Raw genomic sequence first — 12933 nt, 5'->3', positions numbered from 1 at the left:
ACTGTTCTCATTGCTTTAATTCTTGCTTTACCGTTAACCCATACACACAGGGGATCACCAATAGGTTCAAAATAGTTGCAGAAAACAAACCTCCCAAAATAACCACAGCCATGGGGCTTTGAATCTCACTACCTGGTTGTCCACCTTTCAAGGCCAAAGGAATCAAGGCCAATCCTGTGGTAAAGGCTGTCATTAGAATAGGGTTTAACCGATCCAATGCCCCAGTTTTAATGAGGTTCATCCCTGTTTTTCCTTCTCGTCGCAAATCTTCGTATCGAGATACCAAAAGAATACCATTTCGGGTTGCAATACCGAACAAGCTTATAAATCCAATGGTTGCTGCAATACTTACGATTCCAGATGTGAAGTACACGATTAAAATACCCCCTATCAATGACAGAGGCAAATTGATGAGCACCACAAAGGCCAATTTTACATTTTTGAACTCGTAATACAGCAATAAGAATATAATGCCAATGGCCAAAAATGCAGTGACCAATAACAATTGAGATGCTTTGGATTCACTTTCAAACTGTCCGCCGTATTGTACACGATACCCTTCAGGAAAGTTAATGGTACTGTTGACCACGTCTTCAATCTCGTTTACAGCACTTCGAAGATCCCTGCCCTGTACATTGGCGGCAATAACAATCTTACGCTGGACATCTTCTCGACTGATAGTATTTGGGCTGCTTACAGATCCTATGGTCGCCAATTCACCCAACACTGTATGTCCGCCATTAGGAAGGCTTACCAACGTATTTTTGAAGCTCTCAATATTATCACGAAAGGGTTTTTCGTAGCGTACCACCAAATCAAAATATTGTTGGCCTTCATAGATTTCGCCTACTTCCTCACCTGCAAAGGCAATGTCCACTTGTTCCATCAGATCGCCAACTGTCATTCCGTATGCCGCCAAGATTTGGCGTTTGGGTTTGATCCGAATTTGGGGAACTTCTATTTGCTGGTCAACCGCCACGTCTGCCAATCCATCAATGGATTTGATGTTTTGCTCCACCTGTTTTCCCAATTCAAACAAACGTTGTAAGTCAGAGCCAAAAATTTTGATCGCAATATTGGCACGCGTTCCCGATAGCATATGGTCTATACGGTGTGCAATAGGCTGCCCAAGGGTAATGTTAACCCCGGGCACCACACTCAATTTGGTACGGACTTCCTCGAAAAACGTTTCTTTGGTTTTACCATCCAATATAAATGGCACATCAATTTCGGCAGCATTGACCCCTTGTGCGTGTTCGTCCAGTTCCGCTCGGCCAGTTCTGCGGGTCACCACTTCAACTTCGGGCATTTCCAACAACAAGTTTTCTATTTGTTTCCCTGCCTTGTTACTTTCTTCCAGAGACATACCGGGAGGACCAACCGCACTGATCACCAATGAACCTTCATTGAACTCAGGCAAAAAACTCCTTCCCAATTGGGTTGCCAATGCCAAACTCAAAACAAAAGCAATCACAGTTACACCTATCACCGTCTTTGGGAACTTGATCACCTTGTCGAGTGTGTTTGCATAACGTTTTTGAAGCCATTGTTCCACTTTTGTGCCCTCGGCTTGCTTGTTCAACAGCTTTTCGTTGTTCAGCAAATACGAACATAGCACAGGGGTTACTGTAACTGCAACAATCAAGGAAGTTAATACAGATGTTACAAAAGCAATCCCGAGCGGTTGTAATAATCTACCTTCCATTCCACTCAAAAAGAACAGAGGCACGAACGAAACAATTATGATCAAGGTCGCTATGATGATGGAACTTCGAATTTCCACGGAAGCATCACGTACTACGGTAATTACCGATTGTTGTGCTTCTTTTGGTAAACGACTGTTTTCACGCAAACGTTTATAAACGTTTTCCACATCAATAATAGCATCATCCACCAATGCCCCAATGGCAATGGCCATACCTCCCAAACTCATGGTGTTAATGGTATATCCCATGAATTTTAAAACGATGATGGACACCAACAGGGAAATGGGAATTGCCAACAAAGAAATTACCGTGGTACGCCAGTTCATTAAGAAAATGAACAGTACAATGACCACGAAAAATGCACCTTCCAATAAGGTCGAATTTAGATTGCTTATGGAAGCTTCAATAAAATCGGATTGTCTGAAAATCTGGCTTTTGATTTCTACCCCTTTTGGCAGGGTTTTCTGCAAATCTGCAATAGCCTCATCCAATTGTTCCGTCAATTTTAACGTATTGACATCGGGTTGTTTTGAAATGGTCAAAATCACAGATTCCTTCCCGTTCAATGAACCATCACCAATCTTGTCCGATGCGCCGATCTGTACCGTAGCCACATCTTTTATTTTAATGGTCTGACCGTTGATCTGTTTTACAACAGCTTCCTGTAAATCTTCCAATGCATAGGCCCTACCACTTCCTTTAATGATGTATTGATTGCCGTACTGATTCACTATACCACCAGGAGCATTTACATTGGCTTCCTTAACGTGCTCTACCAGTTCTGACAAGCTCACGTTGTAGTGCTTCAGCTTTTCGGGATTGGCAAATATTTGGTATTGTTTGTACTCGCCACCAATAACCACCACATTGGCGATTCCTCCTATTGCCTTGATGCGTGGGCGAATCGTCCAGTCGGATAGGGTACGTAATTCCATAGGTGACAAACTATCGGAGGTGACACCCAATAACATGATTTCTCCCATGATGGATGAAATAGGTGCCATAGTTGGTGCGCCGATACCTTCAGGCAGATTTTCACGAACCATCGGGATGCGTTCGCTTACAATTTGGCGCGCGCGATATATATCCGTTCCCCATTCAAATTCCACCCAGACAATGGAAATACCCGCTGCCGATGAGGAGCGAATACGTCTTACATTGGGCGAACCGTTCAGGGCGGTTTCCAATTGATAGGTCACCAGTTTTTCCACTTCTTCCGATTCCATGCCATGGGCTTCGGTAAGAATGGTTACCGTAGGTGCTGTGAGGTCTGGGAATACATCAACATTCATTGTTTTTGCATAGTACACTCCCAATACACTCAACACTACGGCTCCCAACAAAATCAGCAAACGATTATGTAGGGAACTATTTAATATTTTAGTCAACATAATTTTTGCTTTTTAATGTTCATGGCCATGTGCAGGGGTTGTTCCTGACATGGAAGCCATTTTTACCTGATACGCACCTGTGGTTACCACAACATCACCAGCTTCCAAACCTTTTAAGACCTCTACATTTTCACCATTGCGTTTACCTATGGTAATTGATCTCCGTTCAAAGCTTTCTCCCGAAAGTTGCACCATAACCGAATAGTTACCGTAATCTTCCAGTAAGGCCGATTCGGGAACAATTGTGGTTTGTTTACCATCTCCCATTGCAATCTGTACTTGGGTTAAACTACCGTCTGGAACTGCAATAATGTCGTTCACTCTGGCAAATACTGAAATCAATGGACTCTCCATTTCCACATCTTTTGAAATGGATAGGATTTCACCATCTGAATCTGAAATGTTTTTCCAATCACCAGTTTCCGTTTGATACCATAAACCTTTGATATTTTCCATGGTCAAACCATAGGTGGGTGCAATCTGCGATTTCAACACTTTTGAATCCTCTGTTGCCACACTGATCAATACAGCTCCCTGCTCTACATAATCACCATTGGCCACATTTACAGATCTTATGAAACCATTAAAAGGTGCTCGAATCTGTTTACTGTCTCCCGACACTCCCGAAGCAATGGATTGATATTCTGCTTTTGCTATGGCATAATTACTTTCCACTTTTTCAAATGCAGCCTTTGGAATGATCTTGCTCTCGTAGAGTTCCTTTTTTCTGTTGTATTCCGATGCTGCCTGATCATAATTAGCCTTTGCTTTGGCCACCTCGGCACTTAAATTATTGGATGCCAATCCTTGACTGCTCACGTTTAATAGCAACTGTCCTTGTTTTACCTCCATGCCTTCGGTAAGATTGGATGATGAAAAGTTGACGGTTCCGTTGGCCGTTGCCACCATTGTTTTTAATGCCCCTTGAGCTGGTTGCCAAACCCCAGAGGTTTTGATAACATCATATATTTCACCTTTTGTTACAGGTTCAGTTTGGAAAGCTGTTTTCCAAGCCTGTTCTTTCAAAAATGAAATGGATCCATCCTCTCCCGCTTCACCCAAAGCTTCTTTGGCTTCGTCCAAACTGGCATAGACCATAATATCCTCGATTACGATTTTATCAGTGTATTGCGGGGTGGTAAGATCAAAAATCAATTGATGTTCCCCAGATCCTGTGGGCTGAAGAAGTGGAGAAAATATACCCGGTGACGAGGGTGCGTCAGCAGTTGACCGTATTCCTTTTTCACCTTTGACCAAACTTACCGTAACCGAACCTTCCCGTATTGGCTGATGTTTGTCCAATACAGTAAAATGTGCGGCGAACTTGCTCGGTTGTCCAACAATCAATGCCGGGAACTCCACAAACAATTCGGTGTCATCTGTCCAAATGGTATAATCCAAACGAGGCGTTTCATCCCCTACATGGCTGCCATCTGGATTATGTGCGTGGTCTTCTTCGTTATTTTGTTTACAAGCTGTTGCAATTAAGGCAAGCACAATTATTAAATACTTTTTCATTTTGATTAAAGTTTAGTGATCGTGGTGTGTTTCTCCGTCCTCGTGAGTGTGAGTACCCTCCTCTTCAGTTTGTACGGAGTCCTTATCCATTGTAAATTCCTCCTGTTTAACTTCTTCCTGTTCGTGCGTATGGTCTGCACCTTCCCCATGGGTATGTCCATGGTCGTCTTTAGCTTCTTCTTTTTTGGTGTCGCGACATCCTGTAGTTCCTATTGCAATGATTACCATTGATGCCATTAAAATTTTTGATACTGTTTTACTCACGATGAGTTTATTTGTTTTAAAGTGTTCGTGAATCTTTGATTTCATCTTTTTGTTTTTTAAGGTGTTACAATTGATGTATTAATAATTGTGCTTGTAATTGCTGTAATTGTTTTTCCATTTCCAACATCCTATCGGTTGCATCCCGATAAAACTGAACTTCCATATAATATTCCAAAAAGGAATATTCCCCCAGACTATAGGCTTTAAATAAAAGTGCTTCGCTATCTAGGTTGGATAGGGTTTCTCGGTATTCGGTGTATTTGTTGAACAACAAAAGGTACTGGTTGTATTCTTGTTGAAATTGTGAATACATCAATGCCCTTGTTACTTCTGAATTGGTTTGCTGATACTCAAAGTCGGCCTTCGCCGCCTTGACTTTGTTTTTACTGTTCCATAAGGGAATGGACAAACCGCCAAATACCCCAGAATAATCATTGCCATTCACACCTTGGTAGTTATATCCCAATGAGAAATTAGGAAGGACTTTGTTCTTTTCCAGTTTGACGTTCTGGAAAGCAGAAGCTTCATTGGCTTGGAGTTCAGTCAATCTTGGGTCATTGGCCAGTTTTTCACTCCAAATTGTCTCAATGCTTTGTAATTGGACAGGACTGTCCAACTGCAAATCATTCATTTCAATGGATTGGCCACCATTTAGCGTTTGCAATTCGGTCAGTTGGTTTTGTATATCTGCTTGTATCTGTTCCACAACAAACTGTTCCTGTATCCAAGCTACTTTAGCCTTGTTGAGATCCAAAATTCCAACCTGTTCCTTATTGTACATTTCCTGGATTTGTTGGAAGACCTCCAAACTTTGGGTTTTCCGGACCTCTTCAATCTCCAGCCTTTTTCGAAGCATGTTCAGATTGATCAAACCCTTCTTCGCATTCAACAATATTTCTTGACGCTTTTTGGTATACATCGCTTCCAATTGATCCTCTTGAAGCTTGTTCCATTTATTGCGTGCCAAATACACTGTGGGAAACTCAAAGGATTGTGATACTTCAAATTCTGAATAATCGTCCGATTGGTGTTCACCAAACGGTAAATAATACCCAAGAACTTCTGGATTCGGTAAATTGTTGCCACTTTTATTCAACAGTTGCTGCCCATTGATATACGATTGATAGGCCTTCAACGCTTTATTGTTCTGTTCTATTTGGCTTAGTACTTTCTCCATCTCAGTGGATTGTGAAAACACTTTACCGAAGAACAGGTATACGCAAAGAGCGCATACGAATTTAAATTTCATAATGATTTTGTTTAGGTTTATCAAAATTGAGAAACGAACACCCTGATTCAATTACTAAAAAAGAATCAGTTTGCCTTCTTGATTAACCTAAAGCTGGTGGGCCCCGGAGAGAATAACTGGATAAATAGGCTTTGAGTTCCTTATCAGGTGGCTGATCCCACTCTACAATTTCATCAACATCTTTACAATGATGTTTGTTGTGGGAAAAGTTAAAATCAGTTTTTACGAGGTCTTTTTTGGCTACAACCTTTTCAACAGAAGTTGAATCCAATACCAAGAGATCATTAGTGATATTGGTATGGGTATGCATATCCAAAAACCAGTCGAAAAGCCCTTCTTGAGACTGGTTGTCCCTATGTTCTCCATGATGATGTTCATTACCATGGGTATGGGCCACTTCATTATGGGAAGATGCTTCAAGGTGAATATGATGAACATGGGGCAATACCTTGTGAAACATCAACATGCTGATGATGCCCAGGAATATGTATGCTATGCCCTTTTTTCTTGTCATTGCACCAAAGTTAGCAAAATTGTCGCCCTTTCCATTCGTTTATTGAATAAAAGCCAAACGCTAAAGGTCAATGTTTTGGATTTACACAAAGTTCAGCCCGTTCTTTTTCGACTCTACCTCAAAGATATCAACAAATACATCGTTTATAAGTATCAATCCATAGCACAAATCCAAAGGTAGTCTCTTTTCCGAAAAATCTTTGAGCGCTTAACACTTAATGATATCCGTTAAGCTTGACATAGAAATTAAGTGTTGATACCCGATTGGGATAGGAATCAACAAGAACAACTCCTTCCTGTATCGGCGGACATTGTAGATAGCATTTGTTATGCCTTAATTGACCATCCAACTTTTACGTAAACTTAGCTACTTCAGTAAATCTAGGTCTTGCAGTTTTCTACCAAGAACATCGTCGGTCCCGAGTTTGTGAAAATCATCTTGCAAATTCAAAACCTTAAAAACACTATAGTACAAACCAATGGCAACCGAAGAATCCCCTTTTTCTATTCGGTAAAGCGTAGCGCGATGAATTCCGGCTCGCTCAGAAACTTGGTTGGTTGTAAATTTCCTACGTTTCCGTGCGAGCTTAATATTTTCACCGATTTGATGAAATAGCCTCTGATCCTTGGGCAATAAGATTACCTTTTTCAACTTCATTTTGTTGCTTATTAACAACAATAATATCCTTTTTGTAGTTTTTAAGCAACATAATTTATTAATTATAGAAACAAAGTGATTCGAATTGACTGTATTTGAAGAATACTATAAACAATCTAAAAAAAGTGCATCAAAATGCACTTTTTATTGCTTTTTTAAACTTGCATGTTATTGTTTTATACAAAAGTGCATTATAATACACTTTCTGTTGTTTTAGTCATGAAATATATTATCTTTACATTAAAAAGAGCAATATAATGCACCCTGAAAAGTTAGGAAAGACCATAAAAAACCGAAGGGAAATACTTGCCATCACACAAAGAGATTTGGCGGAACTTTCCGGTATGGGACTGCGTACACTGAAAGCCATTGAAAATGGAAAGTCGAACCCAACCCTTGAAACGTTGAACAAGCTCATGGATGTACTTGGGATGGAATTGAGCATTGATGTGCGAAAACCTAAATTCTGATAAATGAGGATTGCAGAAGTCTATAGAAACGGAGAGCTCACCGGATTGCTCACCGAACATTCCGTAAACAGTTATGAGTTTAGCTATGATGATAAGTGGTTCATGGATGAAGGCAAACCGGCTATAAGCTTGACATTGCCCAAAACGAAAAAGACCCACCATTCCCAGCACCTTTTTCCCTTCTTTTTCAATATGCTTTCAGAGGGTGTCAACAAACAACTCCAATGCCGGCAGTTGCGAATCGATGAAAGGGATAGTTTTGGCCTATTGATGGCCACGGCAAAGAACGATACCATAGGCGCCATAACGGTAAAACAGATCCATAGCGAAAAACCATGAGCATCCCCAAAATAGCATACTGCCCAGGAACTTTGGCCGAAGGTTTCACGACCTACAGCCAGAATTGCCTAAACCGTGTCTTCGAAGGGAGAAAGGTGAGCCATGTCCTACCCTATGACCCTCCCGCGGAAAGTGAGGAGGTGGCAGAGAAGTTCCAGGAAAACCGCAAACGAATTTCCATTTCCGGGGTCCAGGAAAAACTCTCCATGGTCCTTGAAAAAAATAAACTGCGTTTGACCGAGGAAGGGGAACAGGGCACTTACATCCTGAAACCTATCCCCAGGGATTTGAAAAAGGTCGACCAGATACCGGCCAATGAACATTTGACCATGCAGATTGCCCGACAGGTCTTTGGGCTACATACCGCCGAGAATGCATTGCTATTTTTCAGTAATGGTGAACCTGCCTATATAACGAAACGTTTTGATGTAAAAGCAGATGGCACCAAACTGGGTTTGGAGGATTTTGCCTCATTGGCGGGTAAAACTTCCGAAAAGGACGGTGATGAATACAAATATAACTACAACTACGAGGAAATTGGAGAGCTGATCAAGGACTATGTTCCCGCCTACAGAATCGAATTGGAAAAGTTTTTCCAATTGGTGGTATTCAATTATCTCTTCTCCAACGGGGATGCCCATTTGAAAAACTTTTCGTTGCTCGAAACCCCGAATGGTGATTACACCCTAAGCCCCTCCTATGATCTGATAAATACAAGGATCCACGTAAATGATAGGGATTTTGCATTGGAAGGCGGATTGTTCAAGGATGTTTTTGAATCGGATGAGGTCAAGACCAACGGACGCGCCGGTCTTCATGATTTCCAAGAATTCGGTAGAAGATTGGGCATTATGGAGTCACGCATGGTGAGACTTTTGAAGCCTTTCCGCCAACGGCAAGACCTTGTAGAAGCATTGATTCAACGATCTTTCCTTAACCAGGAGACCAAGGATTTTTATCTAAAGGAGTATTTGTTTCGCTGTGGGCAGCTCAACAAAACGTGACGGTAACTATGCCCATGAACCTATCGATTGGTCAATTGGAATACCTACCATCCCGACGCAAAACCACTATCGCTTTCAGAATTATTTCTGAGCACCGAACGAAGTCCCTCCATATCGGCGCTGATCTTATCCTCCAAGACTCGTGCATAAATCTGGGTCGTTGTGATCTTGGTGTGCCCCAAAAGCTTTGATACCGTGGCTATGGGAACCCCATTGGAAAGGGTGACCGTTGTGGCAAATGTGTGTCGTGCCGAATGAAAGGTCAGGTTTTTATCGATCCCGATCTTTTTTGCTACCTCCTTGATATAGCTGTTCATTTTTTGGTTTACAAATACGGGCAAAAGGGCATCCTTTACTTTTCCTGGTGCATCCCTATATCTTTCCAAAATCAGCATAGCTTCTTCCAAAAGGGGAATCCTGAGCGGGTAATTGGTCTTTGTACGTTCCAGGAACAACCAAAACCTGCCGTCAATGCCTCGCATCACATTGCCCTGTTTCAACTTTTTGACATCACTATAGGCTAAGCCGGTATAACAGGAGAAGACAAAGACATCCCTGACGATTCGATGCCCTTCTTCAGGAACAAAAGCATTTTTCAAGAGTTCAAGTTCATGCTTCTCCAAAAATTCACTTTTGTGTTTGTGGAACTTCAATTTGTACCGGGCGAATGGGTTCTTATCGACCCATTCCAGATCCAAGGCAAGGTTCATCATTTTTTTAAGCCGCGAAAGATGCTTCATCACCCCGTTATTGTTCAACCGGTTCGAGCTCTGCAATGAAGGCCCTTTGCGTAAAAATTGCTCAAAATCGATTATGAAGCTATATCTGATGTGTCGGAGATAGATATCCCCGGTCCTTTGGTGCTTCAACAAAAAATTCTTGAGATAATTCTCTGTTGTGAAATAATTTTTAAGGGTACCTGCCGTAATGTCCCATCCATATTCTGGTTGTGATAAGCGACCAATTGAAGCAAGGTTTTATGTTTGGAATCCACCCCGACGAACCTCGCTTTTATGGATTGTGCCGTAACCAATTCAAAATCAGAGGACAACTGCTTGTGACAGGCCAATAACTTGGCATGCACCTCATCCAAATACTCGTTCAATTGCCTACCTTCAGGGGTCCTTGCAACGGTTTTACTGGCTTTGGGGTCCCAAAAGGTAACCGATGTTTGTCGTTTTAAACTGATCTCAGCACGCTTTCCATCAACGGTTATCCGTGCATAAATTGGTGCAAAACCATCTTTTTCCTTGGCCAAATTGAGCCAAATAAGAATGCTAAAAGTTCTTGAAGTGCCCATAGACTCTCACTTTAGATGAATACTCGATTTGTTGTCGAAAGTCAAATCGAAGTGAAAGTCAAATGTTAAAGAGTTACCAAAGTAGTGAAAAAAATTGGTCGAAAAAAGGTAACCGAATAGGTAACTTTTGTTTTGGTTTTAAAGCCAATCAAATGAATTCAAAAAAAATGTAATTCTTTGAAAATCATTCGATTGACTTTTTGTTGGGTTGCTTTAAAACCCATTTCGTCGGGATGACTGAACCATCCATATGATTGTATGTTGTTGTAAACCAGAAACAAGCACTGAAATTCCAGAACCTGCACACCTTATTGCACGTTTAATATGAAAACGGGAATAAGAACATATCCATTTGATACTAAAAATACGGAAATGAGTCTAAAAAGCATGAATTACCTTTAAAAAATATGGTTATACCTTCAAGAACTGCAGGAAAGAACAGATTTGCAAGTCCTCCTAGCCCTGCTTTATCCAAATTTGGTACTGACATTTTGAAAATTGTAAGTGCGATAATAAAGGCTAAAATCAGTCATATGTTGTTCAAAGGTTATCAATCACACTTTTGTGTCCTTGTTCATTTTTCGATTGCAATCGTTTATTTGAACTTCAACCACTCGGTTTGAGCTGTCTATTGTCTTTCATTGCAATGACTGTAACCTTATCTTCTTTGAAAATATAGTAGATGGTAGTGTTTTTATGGACTACAGCTCTTCTTAAAGATTTCCGTTTATGTGATTCCGGATAAAGCGTTGGAAAATTGGATACAGTATTCTCAAATTGCTTCAAAAGTTCCTCAAATCTTACTATTTCCTTTTTGCTGAACCTTCTCTTTAGATATGCCTTAATCTCCAATGCATTGGATAACGACCTTTCTGTCCACTGTACTTCATACAGATCATCCATTGGCCAGGCCGTTCCAAAAATCTTTTGAGTTCATCGTCAGACCCTGCTCAAAGTCACGTATCCCTGAAAGAATATTTACCCTGTCACTTTCTGTGAGTTCATCCCACCAGTCACCTGACTTTCCCTCACTCGAAAGTTTTACTGAATTCAAAAGCCCTAGGATTGCATCATCTTTTAGGGACTCTATCCAACCTACCAGTTCTTTTTTAGTTGATTTTGACTCTGACATGTTCATTGAAATATCTCTTTAATATAAAGTTACAAAAATCATGCTAGATAGCAGCTAAAGCCTTTCTGTGAATCGTTTATTTGAACTTAACCATTAATCTTTGTGTCACTCTTGACTTAACAGCCCTGTCCTAAAGATCGCGGGGTATCTACAATGTAACAGAAATATTATTGAGCAAATATTTAAAATGCAAAAAACCGTTTTTGAAAGAAAAAAGCATTCAAATCATTGAATGAGATGAGTATCTTACGTTTTCAATTAAGGATTGAGAGGAATAGCATCAACAACTTCCCACCTGATTGAGCTTACATCTTTATAGTTTTTAATGCTCAATTTAAAAGGCATTGTTCTATTAGGAGGAAAAATCTCATAAATGGTGTATTCTTTGTTTCCAATAACAGAATTTGTCTTGGAATAATAGGTAACTTTCAGAATAACATCTTTATAACTGGCAACAGTAGCCTTATTAGAAATCTTTCCATTAATTTTCAGTTCAGTACCCCAAAAACTTTCATTATACTTTCCATCAGCTGTTAAAAATTGAACAGGATTTGCATTCTCCATCTCCTCAATGGACATCTTCTGCTCCTGATAGGATTTTGAATCGTCTACTTGATCATCTTCAATTGTTTTATAAATGACAAATACAACACCAATTACAAACCCAGTGAGAATTATATTTCTTATGAGGATGAAGTATTTCATTTTCTATGGTTATTTAAGATTTGAGCAACAGTTATCAATGGGTTTATCAATCCTCAAACCACTTATTTAATCTACGTTTGGTTCTATCAAATGCTGTCCGTTCCCAAATCACTTCAAAGCCATTCCAAAAAACCCGGATTTTATCTCCGCTTTCCCTATAAAGAATGAACTTTATATCTTCATGCTCAATGTACACGTTGTTTACATCATTCTCATCGGCCATATAGTCTTTGTTACCCTCCTTTACCTGATCAATTCGCTCCAACAAGCTTTGTGCCTCCACTAAGGGTAAGTATCTAAAAGCATAGGCTTGGCCCATGTATCCACTTGAATCCCTATTGTTGCCAAAAAAAGCGAGTAAAAGTCCTTTTTCATTTACCTCACTACAATTAAAGGCCACTGAAATAAGTCCAGCACTATTATCAGAAGCCAGGCTTTCAGTTTCAAATCTAATTTCTCTATCATTTGCCGGTCCAATTATATAGTTCATGATAAATTCCTTGGACCTGAATTGACTAATTTCTTTAGCTATTTCCTTTTTATTGGCATCCACAGCAACAAAGCTCAAAGCGGCCAGTCCAGTTGGTATTAAAATGTCGGTTGCCTTTTGCGGATATATATTAAGGCTGGAAATCAGAATAAGAAGAAATAATGTTTTTTTCATAGTATTGGTTGATTATAGGT

Annotated in this window: 15 protein-coding genes; 3 read left to right on the top strand and 12 right to left on the bottom strand. The window is 40.3% G+C overall.

The annotated features are described in order from the left end of the window. Window positions 1-7 precede the first annotated feature (7 nt). The 6 genes from VM932_RS09475 to VM932_RS09450 form a co-directional block, all read right to left on the bottom strand. On the bottom strand, window positions 8-3097 hold the full coding sequence (locus tag VM932_RS09475; protein WP_326278577.1) for an efflux RND transporter permease subunit: 3090 nt from the start codon (window positions 3095-3097) through the stop codon (window positions 8-10). 12 nt (window positions 3098-3109) lie between these two features. Further along, window positions 3110-4615 carry an efflux RND transporter periplasmic adaptor subunit gene (locus tag VM932_RS09470; RefSeq protein WP_326278576.1) on the bottom strand — a complete coding sequence of 502 codons (1506 nt, stop codon included), beginning with the start codon at window positions 4613-4615 and terminating at the stop codon, window positions 3110-3112. A 12-nt stretch (window positions 4616-4627) separates the two neighbouring features. Next, a complete protein-coding gene (locus tag VM932_RS09465; protein ID WP_326278575.1) occupies window positions 4628-4924 on the bottom strand; it encodes a hypothetical protein in 297 nt (98 codons plus the stop codon). 19 nt (window positions 4925-4943) lie between these two features. Further along, entirely contained in the window at window positions 4944-6128 is a 1185-nt protein-coding gene (locus VM932_RS09460; protein WP_326278574.1) for a TolC family protein, read from the bottom strand. 82 nt (window positions 6129-6210) lie between these two features. Further along, window positions 6211-6642, bottom strand: coding sequence for a DUF6769 family protein (locus VM932_RS09455; protein WP_326278573.1), 432 nt, complete (start codon window positions 6640-6642; stop codon window positions 6211-6213). Between the two features lie 366 nt (window positions 6643-7008). Beyond that, window positions 7009-7299 carry a helix-turn-helix domain-containing protein gene (locus VM932_RS09450; RefSeq protein WP_326278572.1) on the bottom strand — a complete coding sequence of 97 codons (291 nt, stop codon included), beginning with the start codon at window positions 7297-7299 and terminating at the stop codon, window positions 7009-7011. Window positions 7300-7556: 257 nt separating this feature from the next. Here VM932_RS09450 and VM932_RS09445 point away from each other — a divergent pair, with 257 nt between their 5' ends. From VM932_RS09445 to VM932_RS09435, 3 genes are read left to right on the top strand one after another with little or no spacing between them, the layout of a single operon-like run. Continuing rightward, a complete protein-coding gene (locus VM932_RS09445; RefSeq protein ID WP_326278571.1) occupies window positions 7557-7769 on the top strand; it encodes a helix-turn-helix domain-containing protein in 213 nt (70 codons plus the stop codon). Between the two features lie 3 nt (window positions 7770-7772). Continuing rightward, entirely contained in the window at window positions 7773-8108 is a 336-nt protein-coding gene (locus VM932_RS09440) for a HipA N-terminal domain-containing protein (RefSeq protein WP_326278570.1), read from the top strand. Continuing rightward, the gene (locus VM932_RS09435; protein WP_326278569.1) at window positions 8105-9112 is read left to right on the top strand and encodes a type II toxin-antitoxin system HipA family toxin; all 1008 of its coding nucleotides are present in this window, start codon (window positions 8105-8107) and stop codon (window positions 9110-9112) included. The genes VM932_RS09440 and VM932_RS09435 overlap by 4 nt, the downstream gene beginning before the upstream one ends. Before the next feature lie 44 nt (window positions 9113-9156). Here the strand turns inward: VM932_RS09435 and VM932_RS09430 are convergent, their stop codons facing one another. The 6 genes from VM932_RS09430 to VM932_RS09405 form a co-directional block, all read right to left on the bottom strand. Further along, complete coding sequence (locus VM932_RS09430) at window positions 9157-9981, bottom strand: site-specific integrase (RefSeq protein ID WP_326278568.1); 825 nt, start codon at window positions 9979-9981, stop codon at window positions 9157-9159. Then, complete coding sequence (locus VM932_RS09425; protein ID WP_326278567.1) at window positions 9978-10412, bottom strand: Arm DNA-binding domain-containing protein; 435 nt, start codon at window positions 10410-10412, stop codon at window positions 9978-9980. Before VM932_RS09425 ends, VM932_RS09430 begins: the two co-directional genes overlap by 4 nt. Before the next feature lie 606 nt (window positions 10413-11018). Continuing rightward, window positions 11019-11315: a type II toxin-antitoxin system RelE/ParE family toxin gene (locus VM932_RS09420; RefSeq protein ID WP_326278566.1), complete on the bottom strand. Its 297-nt coding sequence runs from the start codon at window positions 11313-11315 to the stop codon at window positions 11019-11021. After that, window positions 11308-11550 carry a hypothetical protein gene (locus tag VM932_RS09415; RefSeq protein WP_326278565.1) on the bottom strand — a complete coding sequence of 81 codons (243 nt, stop codon included), beginning with the start codon at window positions 11548-11550 and terminating at the stop codon, window positions 11308-11310. Before VM932_RS09415 ends, VM932_RS09420 begins: the two co-directional genes overlap by 8 nt. A 252-nt stretch (window positions 11551-11802) precedes the next feature. Beyond that, complete coding sequence (locus VM932_RS09410) at window positions 11803-12249, bottom strand: hypothetical protein (protein ID WP_326278564.1); 447 nt, start codon at window positions 12247-12249, stop codon at window positions 11803-11805. 46 nt (window positions 12250-12295) lie between these two features. Further along, a complete protein-coding gene (locus tag VM932_RS09405; protein WP_326278563.1) occupies window positions 12296-12913 on the bottom strand; it encodes a hypothetical protein in 618 nt (205 codons plus the stop codon). Between the last annotated feature and the right edge of the window lie 20 nt (window positions 12914-12933).

The sequence above is a fragment of the Flagellimonas halotolerans genome (assembly GCF_035818535.1).
Taxonomy (GTDB): Bacteria; Bacteroidota; Bacteroidia; order Flavobacteriales; family Flavobacteriaceae; genus Flagellimonas; species Flagellimonas halotolerans.
Note: the sequence above shows the minus strand (reverse complement) of the source record. Positions and strands in the feature narration are given on the sequence as shown.

What these genes read in the sequence shown, in the direction of transcription:
- VM932_RS09410 (WP_326278564.1), bottom strand. Translation starts at nt 12,249, where the DNA reads ATGAAATACTTCATCCTCATAAGAAATATAATTCTCACTGGGTTTGTA.
- VM932_RS09465 (WP_326278575.1), bottom strand. Translation starts at nt 4,924, where the DNA reads ATGAAATCAAAGATTCACGAACACTTTAAAACAAATAAACTCATCGTG.
- VM932_RS09450 (WP_326278572.1), bottom strand. Translation starts at nt 7,299, where the DNA reads ATGAAGTTGAAAAAGGTAATCTTATTGCCCAAGGATCAGAGGCTATTT.
- VM932_RS09425 (WP_326278567.1), bottom strand. Translation starts at nt 10,412, where the DNA reads ATGGGCACTTCAAGAACTTTTAGCATTCTTATTTGGCTCAATTTGGCC.
- VM932_RS09405 (WP_326278563.1), bottom strand. Translation starts at nt 12,913, where the DNA reads ATGAAAAAAACATTATTTCTTCTTATTCTGATTTCCAGCCTTAATATA.
- VM932_RS09455 (WP_326278573.1), bottom strand. Translation starts at nt 6,642, where the DNA reads ATGACAAGAAAAAAGGGCATAGCATACATATTCCTGGGCATCATCAGC.
- VM932_RS09440 (WP_326278570.1), top strand. Translation starts at nt 7,773, where the DNA reads ATGAGGATTGCAGAAGTCTATAGAAACGGAGAGCTCACCGGATTGCTC.
- VM932_RS09475 (WP_326278577.1), bottom strand. Translation starts at nt 3,097, where the DNA reads ATGTTGACTAAAATATTAAATAGTTCCCTACATAATCGTTTGCTGATT.
- VM932_RS09415 (WP_326278565.1), bottom strand. Translation starts at nt 11,550, where the DNA reads ATGAACATGTCAGAGTCAAAATCAACTAAAAAAGAACTGGTAGGTTGG.
- VM932_RS09435 (WP_326278569.1), top strand. Translation starts at nt 8,105, where the DNA reads ATGAGCATCCCCAAAATAGCATACTGCCCAGGAACTTTGGCCGAAGGT.
- VM932_RS09420 (WP_326278566.1), bottom strand. Translation starts at nt 11,315, where the DNA reads ATGGATGATCTGTATGAAGTACAGTGGACAGAAAGGTCGTTATCCAAT.
- VM932_RS09460 (WP_326278574.1), bottom strand. Translation starts at nt 6,128, where the DNA reads ATGAAATTTAAATTCGTATGCGCTCTTTGCGTATACCTGTTCTTCGGT.
- VM932_RS09470 (WP_326278576.1), bottom strand. Translation starts at nt 4,615, where the DNA reads ATGAAAAAGTATTTAATAATTGTGCTTGCCTTAATTGCAACAGCTTGT.
- VM932_RS09445 (WP_326278571.1), top strand. Translation starts at nt 7,557, where the DNA reads ATGCACCCTGAAAAGTTAGGAAAGACCATAAAAAACCGAAGGGAAATA.